This window comes from Pseudomonas azotoformans (genome assembly GCF_900103345.1).
Classification (GTDB): Bacteria; Pseudomonadota; Gammaproteobacteria; order Pseudomonadales; family Pseudomonadaceae; genus Aquipseudomonas; species Aquipseudomonas azotoformans.
Window position 1 is genome coordinate 5857626 of record NZ_LT629702.1, and the last position, 26292, is coordinate 5883917.

Below are 26292 nucleotides of genomic sequence, written 5' to 3' on the forward strand. Positions count from 1 at the left end.
CGCCCCTACAGAGGGGGGCTGTTCAGTGTTTCCAGACTTGCGGGTTCACCAGGTCCTGCGGGCGTTGGCCCAGCAGCGCGCTGCGCAGGTTGTCCAGGGCGCGGTTGGCCATGGCTTCGCGGGTTTCATGGGTGGCCGAGCCGATATGCGGCAGGGTCACGGCATTGCTCAGTTGGAACAGCGGCGATTCGGCCAGCGGCTCCTGTTCATACACATCCAGCCCGGCGCCACGGATACCCTGGCTTTGCAGGGCTTCGATCAGTGCGGGTTCATCCACCACCGGGCCGCGGGAAATATTGATCAGGATCGCGCTGGACTTCATCAGCCCCAGCTCGCGGGTGCTGATCAGGTGCCGGGTCTTGTCGCTCAACGGCACCACCAGGCACACGAAATCAGCCTCGGCCAGCAGCGCGTCCAGGCTGCGGAACTGCGCGCCCAGTTCCTGCTCCAGCGCCGGCTTGCGGCTGTTGCCGCTGTACAGGATCGGCATGTTGAAACCCAGTCGTCCGCGCCGCGCCACCGCCGCGCCGATATTGCCCATGCCGACGATACCCAGGGTCTTGCCGTGCACATCGCAACCGAACAACGGCGCGCCGACACTGGCTTTCCACTGGCCGGCCTTGGTCCAGGCATCCAGTTCGGCCACCCGGCGAGCGCTGCTCATCAGCAGGGCAAAGGCCAGGTCGGCGGTGCTTTCGGTGAGTACATCCGGGGTGTTGGTGAGCATGATCCCGCGTTCGTTGAAGTACGCCACGTCGTAGTTGTCGTAGCCCACCGACACGCTGGACACCACTTCCAGCTTGCTCGCGCCCTGCAACTGCTCGCGGCCCAGCTTGCGACCCACGCCAATCAGGCCGTGGGCGTGGGGCAGGGCTTCATTGAATTGAGCATTGATGTCGCCCAGCTTGGGGTTGGGCGCGATCACTTCGAAATCCTGTTGCAGGCGTTCGATCATTGCCGGGGTGACGCGGCTGAAGGCGAGGACAGTCTTTTTCATTGCAGGCGGGCTCATCGACTACGGGAGAATGCCAAGCACGCTAACATTCCTTGCCACTGTTGTCAGGGGACGGCAGACCTAAAGTGGGCAGAGAAAAATGTGGGAGGGGGCTTGCCCCCGATGGCAGTGGATCGGTCAACACATCGGGTGACTGACGCACCGCTATCGGGGGCAAGCCCCCTCCCACATTTGATCTGTAACACCTGGGAGAGATCAGTTCGCCAGGCGCGCACCGCTCAGGCTGCCACTCAATTCATACGCCACCAGCTCCGCCTGGTGCGCCGCCAGAATCTCCGGCAACGAGCCGCGCAGGTATTCCACCCAGGTCTTGATCTTCGCATCCAGGTACTGGCGCGAGGGGTAGATGGCGTACAGGTTCAACTCCTGGGAGCGGTAGTTGGGCATGACCCGCACCAGGGTGCCGTTGCGCAGGCCTTCGATCGCCGCGTACACCGGCAACAGGCCAATGCCCATGCCGCTGGTGATCGCGGTTTTCATCGCATCCGCCGAGTTCACCAGGAACGGCGAAGTGTTGATCGCCACGCTTTCCTGGCCTTCGGGGCCGTTGAAGGTCCACTTGTCGAGCTGGATCACCGGGCTGACCAGGCGCAGGCAGGCATGGTTGAGCAGGTCATTGGGGCGATGGGCGCAGCCCTTGGCCTTGACGTAGTCCGGCGAGGCACAGGCGATGCTGTAGGTGATGCCCAGGCGCTGGGACACAAAGCCCGAGTCCGGCAGTTCGCTGGCCAGCACGATGGACACGTCATAGCCTTCGTCGAGCAGGTCCGGCACGCGGTTGGCCAGGGTCAGGTCGAAGGTCACGTCCGGATGGGTGCGGCGATAGCGGGCGATGGCGTCGATGACGAAATGCTGGCCGATGCCGGTCATGGTGTGCACTTTCAACTGCCCGGCGGGGCGTGCGTGGGCATCACTGGCCTCGGCTTCGGCTTCTTCGACGTAGGCCAGGATCTGTTCGCAGCGCAGCAGGTAACGTTTACCCGCCTCGGTCAGTGCAATGCGCCGAGTGGTGCGGTTGAGCAAGCGGGTTTGCAGATGGGCCTCAAGGTTGGAGACCGCGCGCGACACGTTGGCAGTGGTGGTATCCAGTTGCACGGCGGCGGCGGTGAAGCTGCCGGCTTCGGCCACGCAACTGAAGGCGCGCATGTTTTGCAAAGTGTCCATGGAGTGTTCTCAGGGGAGATAACAAATTGTGACAGAAAGTTACGCCGTCCAGTGATCCCTACCAACGGATTATCGCCTGAACGGTAACAAAGATTCACAGGAATACCAGCTTATCGTCCTTCATATCGCCCCCTAGAATTGCGCCACCTACCCCGCACCACCACCTCAGGAAGTCGCTTGCCGTGCCGCGTCGCATCAGCAGAGAGCTGAAGACTCTCATTGACAGAGGGCTGAAGGCTCTCAGTGTTTGGGCCTTATCGTTAGCAATCAGCGGCTGCATCGGAACCGGAGGAATCGCCCCACAAGGCCAGTCCCTGAACGCCAATAACCTGGCCACCGACGACGCTATCCAGAGCGCCGCACACGACGCCCACTGGCCCACCGCACACTGGTGGCAAGCCTTCGGCGATCCCCAATTGAACCGCTGGGTCGACCTCGCGACCCAACACAGCCCGAGCCTGGCCATGGCCGCTGCGCGGGTGCGTGAAGCGCGGGCCATGGCCGGGGTTGCCGAGTCGGCCGAGTCATTGCACATCAACGGCGACACCACCCTCAAGCGCCATAACTGGCCCAAGGATCAGTTCTATGGCCCCGGCGAGCTGAGCGGTGCCAACACCTGGGACAACAATGCGTCCCTGGGCCTGAGCTACGCCCTCGACCTGTGGGGCCGTGAAAGCAATGCCACCGAGCGTGCCGTTGACCTGGCGCACATGAGCGCCGCCGAGGCGCGCCAGGCCCAGCTCGAATTGCAGAACAATGTGGTGCGCGCCTATATCCAGCTGTCGTTGCAGTACGCCAACCGCGATATCGTCGCGGCGACACTGGCGCAACAACAGCAGATTCTCGACCTGGCCAACAAACGCCTGGACGCGGGCATCGGCACCCACTTCGATGTGAGCCAGGCTGAAACCCCGTTGCCGGAAACCCACCGCCAACTGGATGCCTTGGACGAAGAAATCGCCCTGAGCCGTAACCAACTGGCGGCCCTGGCGGGCAAAGGTCCGGGTGAGGGCGCGCAATTGCAACGCCCGAGCCTGTCCCTCGCCGCACCCTTGAAGCTGCCATCGAGCCTGCCGGCGCAATTGCTCGGCCAGCGCCCGGATGTGGTCGCCAGCCGCTGGCAAGTCGCGGCCCAGGCCCGTGGCATCGATGTGGCCCACGCCGGTTTTTATCCCAACGTGGACCTGGTCGGCAGCCTCGGCTACATGGCCACCGGTGGCGGCATGCTGGAGTTCCTGGCGGGCAAGAAATTCAATTACAACGTCGGTCCGGCGATCACTCTGCCGATCTTTGACGGCGGGCGCCTGCGTGCGGAACTGGGTGAAGCCAGCGCCGGTTATGACATCGCGGTCGCCAAGTACAACCAGACATTGGTCAACGCGCTCAAGGGCATCAGCGACCAGTTGATCCGTCGCGCGTCCATGGACAAACAAGCGTCCTTCGCCGCGCAGTCGGTGGCTTCGGCGCAGAAAACCTATGACATCGCGATGATCGCCTACCAGCGCGGCCTCACCGACTACCTCAATGTGCTGAATGCGCAGACGTTGCTGTTCCGCCAGCAACAGGTGCAGCAACAGGTGCAGGCCGCCCGCTTGAGTGCCCACGCCGAACTGGTCACCGCCCTGGGCGGCGGCCTCGGTGCCGGCAGCGACGCACCGCAAGACACCAAGACCCTCCCGAGCAAGACCCCAGCGGCATTGGCCGTGTTCGATCACTGAGTAGGATTTGATGACTCCCTTGCCTGCACCGCTGCGCTGGCTGCATGCCCTTGAGTGGCGCCGTGGTTTTTTCGACTGGGTACGCAGCGACGGCGTGACCTGGGTGTATATCTTCAAGGTGCTGGTCGCCGCGTTCCTCACGCTGTGGTTGGCCATGCGCCTGGAATTGCCGCAACCGCGCACGGCGATGATCACGGTGTTTATCGTGATGCAAGCGCAGAGCGGCCAGGTATTTGCCAAGAGCTTCTATCGCTTCCTCGGCACCCTGGCGGGGTCGGCGGTGATGGTGCTGTTGATCGCCTTGTTTGCGCAGAACACCGAGTTGTTCCTCGGTGCCTTGGCGATTTGGGTAGGTATTTGCACCGCTGGTGCCACGCGCAATCGCAACTTCCGCGCCTACGGTTTTGTGCTGGCCGGCTACACGGCGGCGATGGTCGGTTTGCCTGCGCTGGCGCATCCGGAGGGTGCCTTTATGGCGGCGGTGTGGCGGGTGTTGGAAATCTCCCTGGGGATCCTGTGCGCCACGCTGGTCAGCGCCGCGATCCTGCCGCAAACCTCCAGCGCCGCCATGCGCAATGCCTTGTATCAACGCTTTGGCGTGTTCGCGCTGTTCGTTACCGATGGCCTGCGCGGGCGCAGCCAGCGCGAAGGATTCGAGGCCAGCAACGTGCGGTTTATTGCCGAAGCCGTGGGCCTGGAAGGGCTGCGCAGTGTCACGGTGTTTGAAGACCCGCACATGCGGCGGCGCAATGGTCGGCTCAGTCGCCTCAACAGCGAGTTCATGAGCCTCACCACGCGCTTCAATGCCTTGCACCAGTTGCTTGAACGGCTGCGCACCGATGCCGCCGACCACGTTGTCGCCGCGATCAAACCCGGCCTGCAAGACCTCGCCGAAGTGCTCGATGGTTTCTCGGGTCGAGCGCTCACCAGCCCCGACGCGGCGAGCCTGGTCAATCAACTGAGTGCCTACAAGGACGCTTTACCCGCCAAGGTCCGCAGCCTGCGCGCGGCCTTTCAGGAAGGCGACCCCACCGAAGCCGAGCAGCTGGATTTCCACACCGCCTACGAGTTGCTCTACCGTTTCGTCGACGACCTGCACAATTATGCGCAAACCCATGCCTCCCTGGCCGATCACAGCCATGCGCGTGAGCAGTGGGACGAAACCTTTATCCCGAAAACCAACTGGCTGGCCTGCGCCGCGTCGGGGATTCGCGCGTCGTTTATCTTGATTGTGCTCGGCAGCTATTGGGTGGCCACCGCGTGGCCCAGCGGCGCCACCATGACTTTGATTGCCGCCGCCACCGTGGGCCTGTCCGCCGCCACGCCGAACCCGAAACGCATGGCGTTCCAGATGGCCTGCGGCACCTTGATCGGTGCGTTGGTGGGCTTTGTCGAAATGTTCTTCGTGTTCCCCTGGATCGACGGCTTCCCGCTGCTGTGCGTGATGCTCGCGCCGGTGATCATCTTCGGCGCGTTCCTCGCCTCACGCCCGCAATACGCGGGCGTCGGGGTGGGCCTGTTGATCTTTTTCAGCACCGGCTCGGTGCCGGACAACCTCACGGTCTACAACCCCTACACCTTCATCAACGACTACATCGCCATGATCATCGGCATGCTGGTGTGCGCGGCGGCCGGGGCGATCATCCTGCCGCCCAACAGCCGCTGGTTGTGGCGCCGCCTGGAGCAGGACCTGCGCGAACAGGTGGTGTATGCGATCAGCGGCAAGCTCAAGGGCCTGGCTTCGAGCTTCGAAAGCCGCACCCGCGACCTGCTGCACCAGGCCTACGGCCTTGCCGTCGGCCAGCCGCAAGTGCAACGCGACCTGCTGCGCTGGATGTTCGTGGTGCTGGAAGTCGGCCACGCGATCATCGAGTTGCGCAAGGAACAGGCGATCCTGCCGGTGCACCCGGCGTATGCCGAGTCCCAGCCGTGGCGCCAGGCGATCCGCGTGATGGGGCGTTCGCTAGTGCGGCTGTTCCTGCAACCCAGCGCGAGCAACCTGGAGCGCGGCCTGATTGCCGTCGACCATGCGATCAGCCGCGTGCAGGCCACCGACGAACCCTTCGCCCCGCACTTCGACACCTCGGCCCTGCGCCGGGTGAAAAGCTACCTGCACTTTATCCGCACTTCATTGCTCGACCCGCAATCGCCACTCGCTGCCTTTAAAGGAGCTGCGCATGCCCCGTGAAATCGCCTTCCACGGCATCTACATGCCGACCATGACCCTGATGTTCCTGATCGCGGCGGGGCTGGCCTGGGGTGTGGATCGCTTCCTGGCCGGGTTCGACCTGTACCGTTTTTTCTGGCACCCGGCGTTGCTGCGCCTGAGCCTGTTCGTCTGCCTGTTCGGCGCCCTGGCGCTGACCGTCTACCGTTGAGAATGCCCCGATGAAAAAGTTTTTCAGCCTGCTCGCGACCTTGCTGGTACTGGCCCTGGCGATCTGGATAGGCCGCACGCTGTGGGTGCATTACATGGAAACCCCGTGGACCCGCGACGGCCGTGTGCGCGCCGACATCATCAACGTGGCGGCCGACGTCACCGGCGAAGTGGTCGACGTGCCGGTGCGTGACAACCAACTTGTCAAAAAAGGCGACCTGCTGATGCAGATCGACCCCGAGCACTACCGCATTGCGGTCAAGCAGGCGCAGTCCCTGGTCGCGTCGCGCAAAGCCACCTGGGAAATGCGCAAGGTCAACGCCCATCGCCGGGCGGACCTGGATGCGCTGGTGATTTCGAAAGAAAACCGCGACGACGCCAGCAACATCGCCGACTCGGCATTGGCCGATTACCAGCACGCGCAGGCGCAACTGGAAGCCGCTGAGCTGAACCTGAAACGCACCCAAGTGCTAGCGGCGGTGGATGGCTATGTCACCAACCTCAATGTGCACCGTGGTGACTACGCACGCATTGGCGAGGCGAAGATGGCCGTGGTGGATATGAACTCGTTCTGGGTCTACGGCTTCTTCGAAGAAACCAAATTGCCCCGTGTGAAAGTCGGTGACAAAGCCGATATGCAGTTGATGAGCGGCGAGACGTTAAAGGGCCATGTGGAAAGCATCTCGCGCGGCATCTACGACCGCGACAACCCCGAGAGCCGCGAGTTGATTGCCGATGTGAACCCGACCTTCAACTGGGTGCGCCTGGCCCAGCGGGTGCCGGTGCGGATTCACATTGATGAAGTGCCGGATGGGGTGTTGTTGGCGGCGGGGATTACGTGCACGGTGATTGTGCGGGAGTTGTCGGGAGGTTGAGGTCGGCTATTGAAAGAGTGCGTTGGTCCTCACTTTGCGACGGCGTTTCACTCTCAAGATGCTGGTAAACCGGCGATGTCTTTTTGAGTTGAGAACCAAGATGTAAAGCAGAGCCGAGAATAGCGGCAATAGGTTGAGCAATGTCACAGGGTTGTTTTGTAGATAGGCGATCGAGAGCAAGATATTCGCGATGATCACAGGTAAAAGTACTCGAAATGCATGACGGGATCCTTCCCACAACATCGCTTGGCCCAGGTAGACGATCAAGCAGAGTGCTACGCCGGTTCCGAAAGAATACTCGGTCGATAGATGATAGAGCGCTGCGTAGTACGAGAGGCTATGCGTCATGTTGCCGGCAATCGTATTCAAGCAAAGCAGTAAGGCGCCACCCCATACCGGTAAAAAACGGTACGCATAACGTCGCCAAATTAGATACTCCCGAAAGGGGTCGACGCTATATTTCATGGCTGTCGAACTCCTCGTAGAGTGCAACGATCACGTGATTGACGTTTCCGGATAGAGTGCTGCCCGCGACAGCCAAAGTGGCGCCGATTTGGTCTTGGATCTGAGTCATGATGCTTAGGCGTATCTGGGAATTGCTGAAGCGTCTGGGCAGCTGCCCAGACAACTGTTTCAGGCGAACCATTGCACTGGGGTGACGAGGGTTTTTCAGGCGTAATACTTCGGTGGTTAGCTTTGCGCGTTCCTGACGACTCATATGCCTCAAGACATCAGTGACTTCGCGCCCCGTCGAATGTTTGATCGCCATAATCGTTTTTACCGTGGCAAACGTAGTGCTTCCCGCACCGACGAGTGAGATTCCGTCTAGAGCGACGGTCATTGCCTGGTACCAACCTAACGAGTCGTAGTAGTCGTTCTCGGCGGGGTTGACGAACTCATTGTAGGTCCGCCATAGACTGTTGAGGCACTGCACGCCGCTGGCAGCCGTGCCGGCCAAAGCAACGTAGGACAAAGCAAGACTGGTACCTGCGCTGAACGGTGCCGCCGCGATTCCTGCCTTCGCAATTATGATGCCTATTACAGCCCCGCCGCAGGAACTCACGACTCCCGATGCCTCTTTCCACACCTGCGACTCCCGCGCCGAACTGGCCGCCAGCTGCGCATATTCTTCTGCCGCCCTGATCGGCCCCGCCATTTCTCGCAAAATCACGCGCTTGGGTCGGATACTGCACAGCGGTACAAACTCACGCAGCACCGTCACCTGATAATCACTGCCGATATGCACCACTCCCGCCCCGACGATGGCCGGGTCGGCGTCTAGGGTTCGATAGAGTTTGGGCAGATCCAGCAGGCTGGTCAGGCGCTGGCGCGTGGTGGTGTGCGCTTGCGGCACACCGCTTTGTAGAAAATCCCTGGGCATCCTTTCACCTGTGAGTCGACAGAGGTGAAAGAGCCTGGGGATTGTTTCCTTGTAGTGATGTCAGGCCGTTCGCTGTTTTTTGTAGGACGCTGCCTGAGTCGCTATGTCATTGCGCGATAAACGTTTCATGCAAATGGCGCCACAACAGCGCGCCACTGGCCTGCTTCTCAAACACCACCGTAGCGCGGCGATCCGTCTGCGTGCCGCTGGCATCCACCTGATGTTCACGGTAAGTCACTGTCGCCCCACGGGCATGCCGGTCGATCCCGGCCATCTCGCTCAAGGTGATCTTCAACCCTGGGCGCATGCCGCCCAAACGCGTGAACAGTGCATTGACCCCGGCCGCATTCACCCGGGCGCCGGTAGCGGGGGCGATCATGCTGAACGCCGGCGAAAAGCGGGCGAGCAACGTCTGCAAGGTGCCTTCGGGGGCGACACCGGCAAACCATTGCTCGATCTCGACGTGGGTCTGGATCACTTCTTCAAAAAAATCGCTGTAGTCGATCATCGGTCGGGCTCGCTGGCAGGGTGAAGCAGTGCACGGAGCCTGGACGCATCCAGGCGCAGCACCGCCAAAAGAGGCAGCAGGGTCAGGGCTGCCGCCATCGTGAAGGTTATGGCGAAGGAATCCAAGGCTGACAACAGCGCACTCAGTGCAGCGGCGCCCAGGCAGAAGCTGACTTGGCGATTGATATTCCACAAGGCGCTGGCGTGACCCATGCGTTCAGCAGGGATGTCGAGAAAGGCCAGGGTCTGCGCGGTGCTGCTGCACAGGCTGCCGCCCAACCCCATCAGCAGATAGGCTGGCACGATCAGCGCAGGCGTATTGAGCAACAGGATGCCGACGCATTGCAGCGCCATCCCCGCCAGCAGCAACGGCTTCGGCCCACAGCGATTGAACAGTTTCTTGCTGAGGAAAATCGCCAGCGCCGACGCCAGCGCCCAGGGCAGCATCAGTGCGCCGGTCTGGCTCGCGTCGTAGCCGAGGCCACGCAGGTAGAGAAGGGCGATCAGGCTGGCGCCGATAAAAATACCGGGAACGCACAGGTAGATCAGCATCGCAGTGCGCAGCATCGGGTTGTGGGCCTGTTTGAAAATACGCCCCACGTCCAGGGCGGGGCGGACAGGCGCAGGCGCGTCGGGTTTTATCCACAGCACTGCCAGCAGCAGGGTGATCAACGCCAGGGGCAGGTTGGCGTGGAAGATCCAGCGCCACGACACGCTGTCGACCAGCAGCCCGCCCAGCGCCGGGGAGAGTGCCGGGACCAGCAACGCCACCGACATGACCCGCGCTGTCAGTTGGCTGCGCTCAGTCGCAGGGAAGTGTCGGTAAGCCATGGCTTGCCCCACCGGGATCAGCAAGCCGCCACCCAGCCCCTGCAAGGCACGCCAGCCGATCAGCGTTTCAATCGTACTCGCCTGGCCCACCATCACCGAGGCTCCGGCGAACAGCAGCAGGCTGGCCGCGATCAGTGTTCGCTCACCTACCACTGCGGCCAGCCACACACTGAACGGGATGATCACCGTCAAACCAAGCAGATAGGCATTGCTGATCCAGGCCAGTTGCGTGACCGAGGCGTGCAGTTCGCGGGCAATGTCCGGGTAGGCGACGGTGGCGACAAACATGTTCACCAGGTCCAGGGCGAAGCCCAGCAAAAAGATCCAGGCCACTTTCGAGCGGTAGGTCATGAACGCAATCCTGCGAATGAAGCGGGCAGGGTAGGCCGCACGCACCATTTGGGCTACGCGGGTTTGCCTGCTAGTTTGTCAAAAATATTTTGACAAAGAGGTCTGCAACCGATGGTCAGCCTGGACCGATTCGACACCTTCAAGGCCGTGGTCGAGGCCGGCTCGCTCACGGCGGCCGCCGAGCTGCTGGGACAGACCCGTGCCGTGGTCAGTTTTAACCTCAAGCGCCTGGAGGCGGAGCTCGGCGTCACCCTGTTGACCCGCAACACCCGCCAACTGTCGCTGACCGATGCTGGCGAGCGCTTCTACCTGCGTTGCACGCGCATGCTCGAAGAAGCCCGGCTAGCGGTGGAAGAAGCACGCTCGGAGCATGCCCAACTCAAAGGTACGTTGCGCATCACCACCACCGTCGAATACGCGTTGGCCGTGGTCGCGCCGGCGGTTGAAGCCTTCCGCCGCCTGCATCCGGACCTGGACATTCACTTATCCACATCCTCCACTCACGCGGACCTGATCTCCGAGCGTTTCGACGTGGCGATTCGGTTGGGACGCTTGCTGGACTCCAATCACCGCGCGGTGCAGTTGTCGACGTTCGACGTGTTCGCCGTGGCGGCACCCGCGTTTGCCGGGGCTGACACGCTGGAAGCGCTGGAGCCGTTGCCCAAATTGGGACATGGCCGCCTGACTGAGTTAAGCGTGACCGACCCCGAAGGCGGCCAACATCAGTACCGTCCCGGCAACGCCTCGCTGGTGGCCGATAGCGCGGCGGTCCTGCAAGCCTTCGCCATACGCGGGCATGGCGTGGCGGTGTTGCCGCAGTGGTTGGTGCAGGACGATCTGGACAGCGGGAGGTTGGTGCGCCTGTTGCCGGGCCATCGTTTCGCCCCGCAAGGGGTTTACGCGATGTATCCGGATACCCGGCATTTGCCGCTGAAGGTGCGGGCGTTTATTGATTTCATGAAGGCCTAGAGTGAGCCGCTCAAACCAAAACGTTTCATCAACACCTTCTCCAGCAACCCCTTGGGCAACAGCGCTGCCATCAGCGGCAACGCGCGGCTGCCGTTGCCCGAACGCAACAGGCGCGGCGGTTGCGACTGTTGCACGGCTTTGAGTACATCCGCTGCAAACTCGCTGGCGGGGGTCGGCTTGTCCTGTGACGCCTGGCTGCGTGCGCGAATGCCGTCGCGCAATGGCCACCAGGGCGATTGCTCGTTGATCAACAGTTCGGCCTGGGCACCGGCATTTTTGGCGAAGCTTGTGTTGATCGCACCCGGCTGCACTTCCATGACCCGCACGCCAAACGGCGCGAGTTCCATGCGCAGGGCATCGCTCAAGGCATGTACGGCCGCTTTTGATGCGCAGTAGGCACCTGCGAACGGCGTCACCAGCACACCGGACACGCTGCCGATATTCACCACCAGGCCTTTGCGCTTGCGCAGCGCCGGGAACAGCGCCTGGGTCACGCCGACGAGGGAGAACACATTGGTTTCGAACTGCCGTTGCATCGCCTCGGTGCCGCCGTCGAGCAATGGCCCCATGGCGCCATATCCGGCGTTGTTGACCAGCACATCCAGATCGCCCAGCTGTTCGGCCAGGTGTTGCAGGGCGGTGCTGTCGTTAACGTCCAGCTCGACCGCATTGAAGCCCGCAGCGGCAAGGGCGGCGACATCTTCCGGGCGGCGGGCGCTGGCCCACACGCTGTAGCCGGCGGCTTTGAACGCGTCAGCAAGGGCACGGCCAATACCACTGGAGCAGCCGGTGATGAGTACGTTGGGCATGGGTCAGTCCTTTGTCAGTCCGAGAAACTGCCTTGCAGGTGCTCGGCACGAAATTCCAGGGTTTGCGGGCGATAGCCAGGGCGAAGCGGCGGTGTGGGCAAGCAGTCATCCCACGTCGCCCCGGCCTGCAACTCGCCGGGGCCGCGATAGCGGGGGGCGGCGTAGACGTTGTCGGCCAGGTTGACCGTGTCGCCCGGTGCATAGGCGGCGACGCGCCAGCGCAACTCGGTGAGGGGCACATCGTTGCCGTTGTTCAGGACCAGTTTCAGCGGGCGGTCGGCGGGGCATTCCTGGGGGGCGTAGCTGATGCGCAGTTCCAGGCGGGCCAGTTGCGAGGCTTCGCGATTGTCCAGCCACACCACCCAGATCGCCACGAAACCCAGGCCCACGGCGGCGGCGAGGGACACGGGCAGCGCCTTGGCGGGGTAGCGCAGCAGCAGGATCAGCCAGGTGATGATCAGGAGAACGCCGAAGAACATGGAGACCACCTCGAATTGGGAACGAGCATCCTAACTTAAGCGTAGGTGGGATTGGCGACCTTGAGTGCTGTGGTGACTGTGATGGCCTCATCGGGGGCAAGCCCCCTCCCACAGTTGAATGTGTTCACAGATCAAGGGTGGGAGGGGGCTTGCCCCCGATGAGACCATCACAGTCATAGCAAAAGCCCAAAGAAAAAAGCCCCCACCCAACCCACTGCGGATAGGGGACGCAATGGGCTGGGCGAGGGCTTCTTGTACGACTGTTTTACTGCGCGATAGTTTTCACCGACACGCCACGTTCAACCGGTGTGGAGCGACCGTAGATATCTTCGAAGCGCTCGATATCGTCTTCACCCAGGTAGCTGCCCGATTGCACTTCGATGATCTCCAGCGGGATCTTGCCCGGGTTGCGCAGGCGGTGCACCGAGGCGATCGGGATGTAGGTGGACTGGTTCTCGGTGAGCAGGAACACGTTCTCGTCACAGGTCACTTCGGCCGTGCCGCTGACCACGATCCAGTGTTCGGCGCGGTGGTGGTGCATCTGCAGCGACAGGCACGCGCCCGGCTTGACCGAGATGTGCTTGACCTGGAAGCGGCCGCCCATGTCCACCGAGTCGTAGGAGCCCCACGGACGATAGACTTCGCAGTGGTTCTGGGTTTCGCTGCGGCCCTGGTCGTTGAGGGTGCTGACCATCTGCTTGACGCCCTGGACCTTGTCCTTGTGGGCAATCATCATCGCGTCCTTGGTTTCCACCACCACGATGTTGTCCAGGCCGATCACCGACACCAGTTTGCCGTTGCCGTGGATCATGCAGTTGCGGCTGTCCTGGATCACCACGTCGCCTTTGCTGACGTTGCCGTGGATGTCTTTATCGTTGACCGCCCACAGCGAGGCCCAGCAACCCACGTCGCTCCAACCGGCACTCAGTGGCACCACGCAGGCGCGCTGGGTTTTTTCCATCACGGCGTAGTCGATGGAATTGTCCGGGCAGCAGGCGAAGGTGGCTTCGTCGAAGGACACGGTGTCGGCATCCTGTTCGCTGCGTTCCAGGGTCAGCAGGCAGGTGTCGTAGATGTCCGGATCGTGCTTTTTCAGCTCCTCGAGGAAGCGGCTGGCGCGGAACAGGAACATGCCGCTGTTCCAGAAGTAACCGCCGCTTTTGACGAACTCGATGGCGCGTTTTTCATTGGGTTTTTCCACGAACTGTTCGACGCGGCTCACGCCCTCGGGCAGCAGCGAATCGTTGGTGGACTTGATGTAGCCATAACCGGTTTCCGGACGGGTGGCCGGCACGCCAAACAGCACCATCTCGCCACGCTCGGCAGCCACGGTGGCCAGGGCCAGGGCGCGTTGCAGGGCTTTCTGGTCGTCGATCACGTGGTCGGCGGGCAGCACCAACATCAGCTCGTCACGGCCTTCGTTGACCAGCATCATCGCGGTGAGGGCCACGGCCGGCGCAGTGTTGCGGCCGAACGGTTCCATCAGGATGCGCTGGCTTTCCAGCTTGCGTGCGGCCAGTTGCTCGTTGACGATAAAGCGGTGGTCCTTGTTGCAGACCACGATCGGGGTGTCCATGCCTTCGAACACCAGGCGCTCCAGGGTTTGCTGGAACAGTGTGTGCTCACCGGTCAGGGCCAGGAATTGTTTAGGGAACTGTTTACGGGAAAGCGGCCAAAGACGTGAGCCGCTACCACCGGAAAGGATAACTGGAATCATGGGGGTTTCTCCTTGAATCGATTTGGGTCAGAGCCTGTGGGAGGGGGCTTGCTCCCGAAAGCGGTGTGTCAGTCGGCACATCTGCTGATGAACCACCGCATTCGCGAGCAAGCCCGCTCCTACAGGGGGAGCGTCAATTTCAGAATCTAATCAGCGGGTCGACACTGGGCGTTTGACCCAGACTGGCGAGAGGCTCGAACCGGAGCCCGTCACATACAGCACCGCCGCTTCACCGCGTTCCAACGCAACCGGCTTCACATCGCCGACTTTCTTGTCACCGTCATACAACGCCAGGCTTACTTTCACCGGGTTGATCTCACGTTCGCCACGGCCCTTGGCTGCCACCGACTTGACCACATCGGTCTTGCCATCGGCGGTCTTCAGGGTCAGGGCCTTGTCGCTGAGGTTCTGCACGCGCACCAGGGACTTCTGCTTGTTCTTGAACGGTGGTTCTTCGATCAGCTGTGGCTGGCCGCTGCCGCTGTTGACCAGGGTGTAGTAGTGGTCCGGGGCGAGCTTGACCGGTACGGTCTGGCTGCCGACCTTGGCGCTGTAGTCACCGCCGGGCATGAAGCTGAAGTCGCTGCTGGCCAGTGGGGCCACGTCGCTCAGGTTGGTGGCGCCAACGGTAGCGCTGACTTCCTGGTTGCTGGCGTTGTAGATGCGCACGAAGCTCGAGCCTTTTGGCGCGGTAGGGCCGTACAGGGCGGCGTCGCCACCGGCGAAGGCGGACATCGATACGAAGCTCAAACCGGCTGCAATGGCCAGGGTTTTAGCGAGACGACGCGGAGTTGTAGTGAAAGTCATGTGAGTTACCTCTCTTTCAGTTTTGCGCCCGGTCGGGCGTCTCGGATTTTTGAGTGTTCAAAGCCATGTTCTGTTGGCGCGAACCGGCTTGTTTAAGTTGCGCAACCCACGCGGGGTCGGCATCACCGATTTCGTTGTTTACGGGCAGATAGCGTTCAGGGAACTCCCAGATCAGCACCTGGGGCGGGCTGTTCTTGAAGTCATCGCTTTTCAGGTAGCTGAGCATCGGCAGGATCGGGCCGTGGCCGTCTTCGGCGTAGCTGACCACGTCGCTGCCCAGGGCTTGCTTGAGGGCACCGACGAAGTTCCAGTTGGGGTTGGCGCTGTAGCTGGTGCCCACCAGGGCCACCGGGGTTTCGCTGTCGCTGAACAGCGCGTCGTCGCCTTTGGTTTCGGCCAGGTGTGTGACACGTTTTTGCAGCGGCTCTTGCGGTGGCATCAGGTTTTCGAACAGCGGGTCCAGCGGCAGGAACAGACGCAGGTCGCCTTTGTGCGGTGTGGTGCTCTCGGCCTCGGTGACAAAACGCTGGGGCTCGCCGCTCAGTGGGGTCTTGGCGGCAATGGTCTTGGCCAACTGCTTGGCGGCGATCTCGGCACCGTCCGGCGTCCAGTGAGTGTCGGTGCGCAGGAACACCTGCTTGCCGCCGAGCTTGGCCTGTTGCAGCGGGCCGAGCAGGTCCGGGGCGATGATCTTGTCGGCAGCGACACGGGCGTGGAAGTCCTGGTAGAGGTTGGCGTGGATGCTCGCCGGTTTCACTTCACCCAGGTGTTCCGGGTACAGGCGCACCTTGGCCGGCACGATTGCCATCACCAGTTGGATGCCTTGGGCCTTGAGCTTCTGGCGTACGCCTTCGACCAGCGCGTAGTTGCCTTCCAGGTTCTGGTCTTCGTTGACGGCGGGGTTGAACTCCTCGTCGCTGTACAACCAGTGATCGCGGCCCAGCACCACGCCGGGGCGGCCTTCATTGAACAGCTTGTAGTCCAGCGCCGCCCACAGGTTGGTGCCCAGGCGCTTGATCGGGAACTGGTCGTCGTAGTGGGTCTCGACCGCCTTGGTCCAGCGACCGTTGAGCACGGTGGCGTCGGCATTGGTGCTGAAGCCGAAGAAACTGCGCAGCGACCAGGCGCCCAGGGCCAGCAGCACCACCAGGAACAGGCCGATATAGAGGACGCGTAATGAACGGGTCATGGTCGGCTCCCTCAGAATTGGAAGTAAAGGAACGGCGAGAAACTCTGCGCCGACAGTTTGAGAATCGACGCTACGAACAGCAGCAGCACCGCAGCGCGCATGGCGTAGCGTGGCCAGTCAGCGGTCCAGTAGGCCGGTTGCACAGCGGCATCCTGGCCCACGGTGAAGCCGGGCTGGTGGATGCTGCCGGGGTTGTCGCCCGGTACGGCCTTGATCAGGCTCGGGTCGGCCGGCTTGGTCTTCTCGGCAGGGCGATTGGTGTAGAAGTCGCGCAAGCCGAAGAACGCCAGGGTTGCGTAGGCCACCACCAGGGTTGCCACTTGCAGGCCGGTGAGGTTGGCGCGGTTGAGTTCCGACAGCGACCACTCGCCAAAGCTGAACATCGCACCGTACATACGGCCGGCGACGTGCAGGTTTTCGGCACGGAAGATCACCCAGCCCATCACTACCAGCAGGAAGGTGAAGGCCCAGCGCACGACGTTGAAGCTGCGTGGCGCGGTGTTGAGGCCGATGGCTTTTTCAATCGCCAGCCACATGCCGTGCCACGCGCCCCACACGATGTAGGTGATGTTCGCACCATGCCACAGGCCACCGAGCAGCATGGTCAGGAACAGGTTGCGGTAGGTGGTCAGCGTGCCTTTACGGTTGCCGCCCAGGGTGATGTACAGGTAGTCACGCAGCCAGGTGGACAGGCTGATGTGCCAGCGCCGCCAGAACTCGGTGATCGACTGGCTGATATACGGCTGCTTGAAGTTTTCCATGAAGCGGAAACCCATCATCAAGCCCAGGCCGATAGCCATGTCGCTGTAGCCGGAGAAGTCGAAGTACAGCTGTGCGGTGTACGCCAGCGCGCCCAACCAGGCATCGCCGGTGGTGGGGTTCTGCAGGGCGAAGCAATGGTCGGCCACTACCGCCAGGGTGTCGGCGATGAAGACCTTCTTGATGAAACCCTGCATGAACCGCGTGCAGCCCTCGGAGAACTTATCGAGGGTGTGGGTGCGGTTGTTGAACTGATCGGCCAGGTCGCGAAAACGCAGCACCGGGCCGGCAATCAGGTGCGGGAAGATCGCCACGAACGCCGCAAAGTCGATCAGGTTGCGTGTCGCCGGGGTATCGCCACGGTACACGTCGATGATGTAGCTGATGGACTCGAAGATGTAGAACGAGATACCGATCGGCAACAGCACGTGGGTCAGGATGAACGGCTCAAGGCCCGCCGACTTCATCATCACGTTGATGCTGTCGACGCCGAAGTTGGCGTACTTGAAGTAGCCGAGGATGCATAGGTCGACTGCCACGCCGAGCAGCAGCCAGCGCTGGGCCGGCTTGGTGCGCACGCCGGCCGCACCGACCTTGAGGCCGATCCAGTAGTTCCACAGCGTCACGGCGGCGAACAGCGCCAGGAAGTCCACTCGCCACCAGGCGTAGAACACGTAGCTGGCAATCAGCAGCAGCAGGTTGCGATAGCGTTGCCCGCTCAAGTAGTACAAGCCGAGAAAGATCGGCAAGAACAGAAACAGGAACACATTGGACGAGAAAACCATCCCGATCTCTCCATGTTTAACCAACAGTCAAGGGCCAGAGCCCCCCCAAACCCCCCCACGATTTCGGAGGAGGGCGGTACAACATTCTTACTGATGGAACCGGCATCAAATGTGGGAGGGGGCTTGCCCCCGATAGCGGTGTGTCATTCAACACAGATGGCGACTGTTACACCGCCATCGGGGGCAAGCCCCCTCCCACATTTTTTCACCGTGTTCCGTCAAGAACCTTTATTGCCTTTCTCATGCGTCGGGTCGTAGACCTTGGTCAGGTCGCCGCCGAGGCGGAAAGTCTTGAACGGTTGCATCCCATGCTTGCGCTCGATCACGTCCGGCGCGCAGGTGTAGAGGGTGCAGAAGGGTTCGAGCCAGGCGAATTTCATGTCCTGCTTCAAGTCCTTCATGTCCTGTTCCTTGCCGTTCTTCTGTTCGAAGATCTCGGGATCCTTGACCCCGGCCAGCACTTTGTCGCCCAGGCGCTTGAGCGCGCTGTTGTTTTCCTGGCGCAGGTCCACACCGTTGACCAGGGCAAAACTGGCGATCATCGACAGCGGCGGCAGGGCGTAGTTGTGGTACGACAGGGCGCGTTGCTGACGCTTCAATTCGTTGGGCAGGAACCCTTGGTCGTCGACCTGGTTCACGCCGACCTTGTATTCCTTCACCGCCCAATCAAACAGGTCGCGACGGTTGGTGGCGACGGACGTTGCCATCACCGACCAGGCGGCCCAGTAGGAGTGGTTGTTGGTTTTTTCCAGGGGCAGGTTGTCCCAGTCGCTGACCACTTGATCGGCAAGCTTGTTGAACCAGGCCTCGATCAGTTGCGATTCCTGCTGGTGATTGGCCAGCGGGTGCGAGTCGGAGAACTTCAGGCGCACATAGGCCGAGGCCATGCTGCCCAGCGCCCATTTGCGCATGGACTTGCCGGTGTGGTTGAAGTCCTTGGACATCAACGCATCCGCCTTGGCCCACGACACCAGCCAGTTCAGGGTGCATTCGAGCTGTTCGGGGCGACCGTCACGCATGAACTGCATCACGCGCTTGCTGGTGTCTTTTTCCAGCTTGGTGATGTCGGCGGTGCTGTCACGGAAGGCTTTTTCCGACTGCACGTTCAGGGTGGACCGGGCTTTGTCCGAGCCTTCGTACTTGCTGCGAAACTGCAACGGCCCGGTGTACGGCGCCGGCATGGTGTCGCAGTTTTCCTTGAAGTCGCCGGTCTTGAACGCTTCAATCGGTGCGAAATAGCCTTGTGGCGGACGCAGCGGTGCGGCGGCGTTGACGGAGCCTGCGAACATCGCCAGGCCCAGTAACGTAGGGATCAGTAACTTCTGCATAGGTAACCTCATTGCCCAGTTGAGGCGGTCTGCTGACCACCAGCTGGGAATACGTTGCGTGTGCAAATTTTCGCTTCGACCTTCTGCGCGGCAGCGCCCGCTTCGGGACCCTGCACTTCCACGGCCAGCAAGTTCTGCGAGGCCCAGTCTTCATCGGTGCGCAGTTCAAAGGCGAAACGCCCGTCTGTATCGGATGTTTCGGGTTTCTCGATCTTGATGTCCTCGTGGCGCCCGTTCATGTACCAGAGGGTGGCTTGCAGGGTTTTCACCGACGGGTCGGCGAAGCGGATATCAACCTGGTGATTGGCATTACGCAGGTCTTTGTTCGAACTGTTCACCAGCAATTCGTTCTTGCCGGGTTTCAACGTGGTGCTCGCGGTCATCTGCGCGGTCTTGCCTTCGCAGCCGTTGTCGAGCAGGGCCATCATCTGGCGGTAGATGGTCTCCTGGTCCAGGCGATACAGCGGCGAGAACTCCCAGATGAGGATTTTCGGCGGGCTCTTCTGGAATTCGTCGCTGCCCAGGTACTGGATCATCGAACCTTCCAGGCCACCGCCGGGGAAGGCGACGTTGAGAATGTCGGCGCCGATTTCCTGTTCCAGGAAGCCGGCAAAGTTGTAGTTCTTGCCGCTGTGGCTGGTGCCCACCAGGGTGATCTGCGGGTTGCCCGAATCGCCGAACAGGTCGCCGTCGCCCGCTTCGCCCTTGGGCTCGGTGGTGAACTGGTCCATGTACTGGATCGCGTAGCTGGTGCCGCACAGTTGCCCGGCCATGTTGTGCAGGGTGCCGGTCTTGCCCATGCGCCCGGAGCGCTTGGTTTCGAATTCGCGCTTGGGAATATCGGCGAACTCAGGCATGGCGCGTACTTTGGCGCCGACGATTTTCGCGGTGCGCTGGGCGCCGTACGGGGTCCAGTGCTGGTCGCCACGGAAGTAGAAGTCGTGGGCGGGCAGTTCATCCGGCAGTTGCTCGTTGGTCAACGGCGACAGGTCCGGTACCACGTAGCCCATCTTGGCGAAGCGGCCGAGCATGGTCTTGTAGTTACCCAGGGCCTTGTCGAAGTCGAACTTGGCTTTCTCTTCCGGGTTGAGTTTGTTGCGGTTCACCAGGCCACGGGTCGGCTGGTAGACCACCACCAGTTCCACGCCCTTGGCCTTGAACGCGTCGTGCAGTTGTTGCATGCGCTTGTAGCCGGACGGGGTGGTGTCGAACTCGGTGCGCAGGTCTTCCTGGGTCCGGAACAACCAGTCGCCCTGGGCTTGCACCAGGGTGGTGAAGTTCTGCTGATAGCGCGTGGTGTAGTTGCGCGCATCATGGGCGGCCGGGCACAGGCTGCAGCATGGCTCGGCGGTGAAGGTCGGCGCCTTGACTTCATCGGCGCGTACGCCCTGGCTGGCCGCGAGCAGGCCGAGGGTCAGACCCGAGAGGCTCAGCAGTTTGATCATGTGTGGGTGCATAAGGGTCATCCTCAGTCCTGCATTTCGGTCTGGCGTTCGACAGGGTCGATCAGCACGGCTTTCTGCTGGCGCACCAGCAGGTCGAGAATCTCTTCCTGGCGATCGCCAAGCACGCCGGAGAAGCTGATGCCGCTGGATTTGGTCGGCGCCAGCATCGACACGCGGTACAGCTCGATACTCAACGGCGAGTCGATGGACAGCGGCCCGCTGCCGTTACCCGCCAGTTCACCGCCGACCACGATCAGCGAGACCTTGGCGTCGAACGGGTCGAGGGCGATGTCGCGGTCGGTGTCGGTCAAATCCTTGATGTGGCCGTAGACGCCGGTCAGGCCGTTGGCCATCGCGGTGTTTTCGTAGAGCTTGATGTTCACGCTGTTGCGCACGCGGATGCCGTGGCGACGGTTGCTGATCACCTTGTTGCCCCACAGCAGGTTGTCGCCGCTCTCATAGAGGGTGATGCCGTCGGTGTGGTTGCGGTAGATCTCGTTGTCGGCGATCAGGTTGTTCACGCTGTTACGGTCGATCACCAGGCCCGAAAGCTTGTTGTCGTAGCTGCGGTTGTTGAAGATGAAGCTGTCGTTCACTTCACGGGAAATGATGATGCCGTGCTTCTTCTTGGTGCCGTAGACGGTGTTGTCCGCGATGATCAGGCCGTGGGAACGGTCGTGGGGGTCAATGCCGTAGACGATGTTGTCTTTGTAGGTGTTGCCCTTGATCACAAAGCCGGTGGTCTCGTAGCAGTAGAAGCCGTACCACATGTCCGAGAACTCGGAGTCGATGATCCAACCGGTCGGCTCCGGACGCTTGAGCACCTTGGCCATGTTCGGCGTGTACTGGGAAATACTCACCCCGTACGACTTACTGTTGGCGTAACCGAAACTGGCCATCTTAGTGTTGGAAATGTAGGTTTCGGTGCCGCCCCAGGCCAGCAGGAACGGGCGAAATTCCTTGGGCGACTTGAACAGCGCCGGGCCGTTGGCCTTTTCGCTCCAGCCGGTGACCTTGGTGTCATGCACAAACAGCTGGCCGTCGTTGATCAGGAACGAACCGGCTTCCTGGGACAGGCGCAGCTCCTGGGTCTTCTTGTCAATTTCCAGGATGCCCTTGCGCCCGACCACGATCGGCAATTTGGCCACGATCACACCCGGCGAGGTCTCGCTCAGGTATTGCTTGGGCACTTTGCCGAGCAAGTCCTTGAGGTTCATGTAGCCGTCGTCGACAAAGATCGCCTGGGGAATACCGTGCTGGCGCACTACCCACTCGGCCATCTTGTTGTCACCGCCGATGAAGTCCTTGAGGGCGTCTTCCTGCATCATGCGGCGGATGCTGATTTTGCCTGGCTTGGTCCTTACGATCTTTTTTTCCATTGCCGCGGCGGTGTAGCCCGACAGGTCCGGCAGGGCCGGCTTGGCCATTTCCAGCGGCGCGGTCGGCGGGCTGGAGATGGTGTAGGTCTTGGCCTGCTGCAGTTCCTTGGCGATGGTCGGCGCCTTGGCCGTCGTGTCGGCAAACGCTGTGGCACTGGCCAACAGCATTGCCGCGACGAGTAGGCTTTGAGCATTCATTGGGCGGGCTCCCATCAGAATCTCCAGATCACGTCGACAAACGCGCGATGCATGTACGAGTCGACGTTGCTGCCATAGGCATCGCCCGGTTTGAATACGCCGGCACGGAAACGCACCAGCGCCGATGGCTCATCAATCGACTGGCTGAGCGCAGCCGGCAACAGCCCGGTCTTGAAGTACTTGGTGACCACCAGGTCCATTTCCTGGCCCAGGTCTTTCTTGCCATCTTCAAGCGGCAGGGAAGTACTGGACAGGATCGCGCCGGTGACGTCGTCGGTGTTGTTCTGCACCGCATCGATACCGTTGCTGCCCACCGGCTTGTTGCCGTCGACACGCCAGAACTTGTGGTACACCAGACTGGCGTCGTAGTCCTCGCGCAACTGCCAGGAACCGAACAGGCTCATGGCTTGCATGTTGTTCATCTCACCACGGAAGGCTTCACCGAAGCGGTGTACGCGGGACTGGGTGCCGGTCCAGTTCGAACGGTTGCTTTGCAGGCCGTTCTGCTCGTACTCGGCGCTGGCGCGGGAGTAGGCCGCACCCACTTGCCACTGCGGGTCAAGGCGCAGGCGCACGCCGAGGTCGGTGGCCCAGCCACTGACATCGTCGCTGCGCTTGGCGTTGGTCGGGCGAGTGCCGTCGGCGTTCAGGGCGTTGACCGAATCACGGTCGCCGCGCATGCCGGTGACGCTGGCCCAGTAGTTGACGGTGTTGGTGTTGCGCCAGTTGTAGGCGTCGCTGTTGGCTTCGATACCGAGCCAGCTCAGGTCGCCGTTTTCGCGCTTGTCCAACGAGTCGGTCGGTACGCCGGGTTCCGGGTAGTCGAGCTTGCCGTTGTCATGGGTGTGGTGACCGCGCAGGCCGATCCACTGGCCGGGCGTCCACTGGTAGGCGGCGTCGGCGTAGAGGTGCTGACGGTCCTTGTCCTTGGGCGACAGCTCCTTGAGGTCGGTGCGGTACTCGCTGAAACGTTCGGCGACGCCGACATTGGCCTTGAGCAGGGTGGTGTCGAAAGTCCAGTTCAGCGCTTCGATATTGGTGTCGCGCCATTGGCCGTCGTCGTTGCGCAGGCGTTGGCGACCCAGCTTGAGGATCTCGCCGGGGTAGGGCGTGAAGCCGCTGTAGCCGACCCAGAACTCGCGCATGGCCAGGTAGTTTTTCTTGGCCTTGCGGTCGTTGTTGGTGGTCTGCTGGTTCGCGTCATCGGCTGACTGTTGCAGTGGGTCGGTCTCGATGATGTCGCTGGAGACCACCGCCTGGCCCATGGCGTAGGCGCTCCACGCGCCGCTTTCACCGTAGATCCACGGGCGCAGGTCGAGGCCGACGCCGTTGACGTCGCCGCCTTTCTGGGTGCCGAGGTCGCGGTCATCTTCGGACTGTGCGGTGGCTTTGACTTCCAGGCCGAAGTTCTTGGCTTCGGTCAGCGCGGCCAGGGTCGGGCACGACCACAGCAGGGCGAAGGTCAGGCCGATGCCGGCCTTGACGAATGGGTTGAGCTTCATAGGGATTCCTCGCCGTCGTCTTCTTCATCCAGGGCGTGCAGTTGCAACGTGCTCTGGGCCAGGGTGCCGCGGGCGGCCAGTTCCTGTTGCACCAGGTGTTGGCCCTGGGCGCGTTGCTCCGGCGTCAAGGGCGCTTCGAGCTGGTTCGCCAGGTCATTGGCTTCCGGGGTGTCCTGGGCTTTGGCCAACTGGCTGAAGACATAGGCGTTCAATGGGTCGGGCTTGGTGCCCTTGCCTTGGGAAAACAACTGGGCGATGGCGAAATCGGCGCTGTTCTGGCCGTTGCGCGCAGCGGTCAGCAAGTGGTCGAGGGCTTTTTGCGGATAGACCTTGCCCAGGTAGCCACGGCGGTAGATCTGGCCGAGGTAGTAATCGGCGGCCACTTCCTTGCCCACGGCTTTTTCGAAGTGCGCTTCGGCTGCCTTGGCATCCGCCGGCACCCACTTGCCTTCGTAGTAGAGCTTGCCCAGCAACAGCTCGGCGCGCGGCTGGTCGGCGGCGCGACCGTTGTCCAGGTACTTCATCATCTGGTCGACGTCGCCGAGTTCGGGGAAGTCGTAGAGCAGTTGCGCCAGGCTGACCCACGAAACCGGGTAGCCGGGGGCGATTTTTTCCAGCAGGGCCTGGGCGGTTTTTTCGTCCGGCTGGCCGAGGGTTGCGTCACCCAGTACGCGCGCCACGCTATCAACACGTTGTGCGGTGACGGTGCCACGGCTGTAGCCGGCTTCCATTTGCTTGAGCAGCTCGGCCTGTTTTTCCGGCTCGGCTTTTTTCTGGTAGACCGTGGCCAGTTCGACGTAGCAGATGTCGGTGGTATTCAGCGCGGCCTTGCAGATGCGCTCCACGTCATCCAGATGCTGGTCGTAGGTGTCTTGGGTGCGATACAGCAGGACCTGGGCCAGGCCGGCTTCCGGGTAACCGGCGGCCTGCCATTGGCTGATCTGCTGCTGGGCATTCACATTCGGGAAGCTGTGCGGGTATTGCAGGTACAGCATCGCCAGTGGAATCAGGGTGTTGCCTTCGCCATTGGCAAAGGCTTTTTTCAGCAGGCCTTCGGCTTCATGGTGTTCGGCTTCGGTGCTGCCAGGCTTGGCCACCAACAGGCGACCGAGGCGCGCCTGGGCGCGGGGCGAGGTATCCGCTGCCGCACGGTAGGTGGCTTCGGCCTGTTTGATTTGCGCCGGATCGCGGGTGCCTACCTGGATGTCGGCCAGGCCCACCTGGGCCTCGCTGTAGCCCAGGTCTGCCAGTTGCTGGTAATTCTGCTGCGCGGTGACGGTGTCGCCGCGCTTGAACGCTTCATTGGCCAGGCGTTGGTCGGGCAGGCCGGCGCAACCGGCGAGGCTGACGGCCAGTGCCAATGTGCACAAAGATCCCATGTGGGAGCGGGCTTGCTCGCGAAGGGGCCCTGTCAGTTGATGAATGTGCTGGTTGACACACTGCTTTCGCGAGCAAGCCCGCTCCCACAGGGTCCGCGGTGTGTTTGGGAGAGTCATCACAGGCATGTCCTCTGCTTACAGGCCGTGGGCCATGGCTTTATCGATCAGCCAGTTCAGCGATGGGCCACGGTCGCTGGTGACTTCCACCGGTCGCCCGGCGTAGGTGCTGTCCAGCGGTGCGTCCGGCTTGATCTGCACGCGGATGTCGGAGGACAGGTCGGCGCTGTTCAGGCTGGTGCTGCTGACGATGGTGCCGGTGCGGATCTGTTCTTCGTCGGCGACCTGGAAGCTCACCGGGGTGCCTGGGCGAACGTCAGCGAACTGGCGATAGGTGAAGCGCGCTTCCACGTTGGCCTGGCTGCCACGTGGGACCAGTTGGAAGATCACGTCCCCTTTGCTGGCGTACTGACCATCGGCCACCAGTTGCTGCGCCACCACGCAATCGCACGGCGAAGTCAGGGTGCCGGTCATTTGCTTGCCGAACAGCTCTTCGACCTTGGCCGGTTGCAATTGGTCTTCGTCCAGGTGGCCCTTGAGCACGTCGAGCATGCTGGTGCTGAAGGTCGCCAGTGGCGCGCCTTTGGCGGCGACCGCGTCACCTTTGAGCAGGCTCTGCACGGTGCCGTCGCGTGGCATGGTCACGTTCATGCCGGGCACGCTCACCAGGCCGGCCTGGGCATGGCTGACGAAGTACATGCCGTACACCGACTTGAAGATGAAACCGAAAGCCGCCAGGCCGACGATGAAGATACCCGCGCTGAACACCACGGCGCGCAGGCGGCCGGCGGCGCTCATGTTGCTGCCGCTATCCTTGACCTTGCGTGCCTTGGTGAAGTTGTCGCGTTGCAGGGTTGCCAGCACGTCGCCCATGGTCACGATGTCGCCGGACAGGTGCGAGGTGATCAGGTGGCGCAGGGTGGAAATGTCCTGGGCGTCGAGGTTCTGGAACTGGCAACCGGTGCGGCCGCTCTGGCGGTCGTAGGAGCGAATCTGCAGTTCTACGTCCATGGCCAGGCCGAGGTTGTCGATGACAAATTGCAGGCGGCCCTTGTGCACTTCGCCGACGGTCAACGGTTGGGTGGCGGTGAACGCCAGGCCGCCGGCGGACAGGTCGATCACCCGTGCTTCGGTCTGGGTGCGGTCGGTGTTGAAAAAGCGCAGTTTGGCCGGGATTTTCACGCGGGCATGTTGGCGCTGGGCTTCGGATTCGTGGACAACGTTGGCGTTTACTGGGCTGTTCATAGTTCGGTTTCCTAGTTAATTCAGGC

The 26292-nt window shown here is 61.8% G+C and carries 22 protein-coding genes; 5 read left to right on the plus strand and 17 right to left on the minus strand.

All coding sequences use genetic code 11. The annotated features are described in order from the left end of the window. Positions 1 to 22 precede the first annotated feature (22 nt). Together BLR69_RS26550 and BLR69_RS26555 are read right to left on the minus strand one after the other, a co-directional pair. Positions 23 to 997 carry a 2-hydroxyacid dehydrogenase gene (locus BLR69_RS26550; RefSeq protein ID WP_071494090.1) on the minus strand — a complete coding sequence of 325 codons (975 nt, stop codon included), beginning with the start codon at positions 995 to 997 and terminating at the stop codon, positions 23 to 25. Positions 998 to 1210: 213 nt separating this feature from the next. After that, complete coding sequence (locus tag BLR69_RS26555; RefSeq protein ID WP_058422937.1) at positions 1211 to 2179, minus strand: LysR family transcriptional regulator; 969 nt, start codon at positions 2177 to 2179, stop codon at positions 1211 to 1213. A 182-nt stretch (positions 2180 to 2361) separates the two neighbouring features. Between BLR69_RS26555 and BLR69_RS26560 the strand changes: the two genes are divergently transcribed. Genes BLR69_RS26560 through BLR69_RS26575 form a run of 4 tightly spaced genes read left to right on the plus strand, consistent with a single transcriptional unit; the run spans position 2362 to position 7149 of the window. Further along, complete coding sequence (locus BLR69_RS26560) at positions 2362 to 3897, plus strand: efflux transporter outer membrane subunit (protein ID WP_071494089.1); 1536 nt, start codon at positions 2362 to 2364, stop codon at positions 3895 to 3897. Positions 3898 to 3907: 10 nt separating this feature from the next. Continuing rightward, positions 3908 to 6085 carry an FUSC family protein gene (locus BLR69_RS26565; protein WP_071494088.1) on the plus strand — a complete coding sequence of 726 codons (2178 nt, stop codon included), beginning with the start codon at positions 3908 to 3910 and terminating at the stop codon, positions 6083 to 6085. Then, positions 6075 to 6275: a DUF1656 domain-containing protein gene (locus tag BLR69_RS26570; RefSeq protein WP_058422933.1), complete on the plus strand. Its 201-nt coding sequence runs from the start codon at positions 6075 to 6077 to the stop codon at positions 6273 to 6275. Before BLR69_RS26565 ends, BLR69_RS26570 begins: the two co-directional genes overlap by 11 nt. Before the next feature lie 10 nt (positions 6276 to 6285). Then, entirely contained in the window at positions 6286 to 7149 is an 864-nt protein-coding gene (locus BLR69_RS26575) for an efflux RND transporter periplasmic adaptor subunit (RefSeq protein WP_071494087.1), read from the plus strand. 454 nt (positions 7150 to 7603) lie between these two features. Here BLR69_RS26575 and BLR69_RS26585 read toward each other — a convergent pair whose 3' ends face one another. The 3 genes from BLR69_RS26585 to BLR69_RS26595 form a co-directional block, all read right to left on the minus strand. After that, positions 7604 to 8530, minus strand: a complete 927-nt coding sequence (locus BLR69_RS26585) for an NAD synthetase (RefSeq protein WP_071494086.1) — start codon at positions 8528 to 8530, stop codon at positions 7604 to 7606. Between the two features lie 106 nt (positions 8531 to 8636). Next, entirely contained in the window at positions 8637 to 9038 is a 402-nt protein-coding gene (locus BLR69_RS26590) for a DUF4440 domain-containing protein (protein ID WP_071494085.1), read from the minus strand. Then, positions 9035 to 10219 carry an MFS transporter gene (locus tag BLR69_RS26595; RefSeq protein ID WP_071494288.1) on the minus strand — a complete coding sequence of 395 codons (1185 nt, stop codon included), beginning with the start codon at positions 10217 to 10219 and terminating at the stop codon, positions 9035 to 9037. The genes BLR69_RS26590 and BLR69_RS26595 overlap by 4 nt, the downstream gene beginning before the upstream one ends. 111 nt (positions 10220 to 10330) lie before the next feature. Here BLR69_RS26595 and BLR69_RS26600 point away from each other — a divergent pair, with 111 nt between their 5' ends. Then, entirely contained in the window at positions 10331 to 11188 is an 858-nt protein-coding gene (locus BLR69_RS26600; RefSeq protein WP_071494084.1) for a LysR family transcriptional regulator, read from the plus strand. On the opposite strand, the gene BLR69_RS26605 is transcribed toward BLR69_RS26600, so the two are convergent. The 12 genes from BLR69_RS26605 to BLR69_RS26660 form a co-directional block, all read right to left on the minus strand. Beyond that, positions 11185 to 11997, minus strand: coding sequence for an SDR family oxidoreductase (locus BLR69_RS26605; protein ID WP_071494083.1), 813 nt, complete (start codon positions 11995 to 11997; stop codon positions 11185 to 11187). The two genes, BLR69_RS26600 and BLR69_RS26605, sit on opposite strands and share 4 nt — an antisense overlap. Positions 11998 to 12011: 14 nt before the next feature. After that, positions 12012 to 12476 carry a multidrug transporter gene (locus tag BLR69_RS26610; protein WP_071494082.1) on the minus strand — a complete coding sequence of 155 codons (465 nt, stop codon included), beginning with the start codon at positions 12474 to 12476 and terminating at the stop codon, positions 12012 to 12014. A gap of 265 nt (positions 12477 to 12741) precedes the next feature. Continuing rightward, a complete protein-coding gene (locus BLR69_RS26615) occupies positions 12742 to 14193 on the minus strand; it encodes a mannose-1-phosphate guanylyltransferase/mannose-6-phosphate isomerase (protein ID WP_071494081.1) in 1452 nt (483 codons plus the stop codon). A 150-nt stretch (positions 14194 to 14343) separates the two neighbouring features. Beyond that, positions 14344 to 15000: an alginate O-acetyltransferase AlgF gene (locus tag BLR69_RS26620; RefSeq protein WP_058422926.1), complete on the minus strand. Its 657-nt coding sequence runs from the start codon at positions 14998 to 15000 to the stop codon at positions 14344 to 14346. Positions 15001 to 15016: 16 nt separating this feature from the next. Next, the gene (locus tag BLR69_RS26625; RefSeq protein WP_058422925.1) at positions 15017 to 16189 is read right to left on the minus strand and encodes an alginate O-acetyltransferase; all 1173 of its coding nucleotides are present in this window, start codon (positions 16187 to 16189) and stop codon (positions 15017 to 15019) included. An 11-nt stretch (positions 16190 to 16200) separates the two neighbouring features. Next, the gene (locus BLR69_RS26630; RefSeq protein WP_058422924.1) at positions 16201 to 17733 is read right to left on the minus strand and encodes an MBOAT family O-acyltransferase; all 1533 of its coding nucleotides are present in this window, start codon (positions 17731 to 17733) and stop codon (positions 16201 to 16203) included. A gap of 218 nt (positions 17734 to 17951) precedes the next feature. Continuing rightward, positions 17952 to 19061, minus strand: a complete 1110-nt coding sequence (locus BLR69_RS26635; protein ID WP_122304790.1) for a mannuronate-specific alginate lyase — start codon at positions 19059 to 19061, stop codon at positions 17952 to 17954. An 8-nt stretch (positions 19062 to 19069) separates the two neighbouring features. Next, positions 19070 to 20518, minus strand: a complete 1449-nt coding sequence (locus BLR69_RS26640) for an alginate O-acetyltransferase (RefSeq protein WP_071494287.1) — start codon at positions 20516 to 20518, stop codon at positions 19070 to 19072. 11 nt (positions 20519 to 20529) lie between these two features. Beyond that, positions 20530 to 22098, minus strand: coding sequence for a mannuronan 5-epimerase AlgG (gene algG, locus BLR69_RS26645; RefSeq protein WP_071494080.1), 1569 nt, complete (start codon positions 22096 to 22098; stop codon positions 20530 to 20532). Then, positions 22098 to 23585: an alginate export family protein gene (locus BLR69_RS26650; RefSeq protein ID WP_071494079.1), complete on the minus strand. Its 1488-nt coding sequence runs from the start codon at positions 23583 to 23585 to the stop codon at positions 22098 to 22100. The genes algG and BLR69_RS26650 overlap by 1 nt, the downstream gene beginning before the upstream one ends. Continuing rightward, positions 23582 to 24964 (minus strand): alginate biosynthesis TPR repeat lipoprotein AlgK, encoded by a 1383-nt coding sequence (gene algK / locus BLR69_RS26655; protein WP_071494078.1) that lies wholly within the window; start codon positions 24962 to 24964, stop codon positions 23582 to 23584. Before algK ends, BLR69_RS26650 begins: the two co-directional genes overlap by 4 nt. 135 nt (positions 24965 to 25099) lie before the next feature. Then, a complete protein-coding gene (locus tag BLR69_RS26660) occupies positions 25100 to 26266 on the minus strand; it encodes an alginate biosynthesis protein Alg44 (RefSeq protein ID WP_071494077.1) in 1167 nt (388 codons plus the stop codon). Positions 26267 to 26292 lie beyond the last annotated feature (26 nt).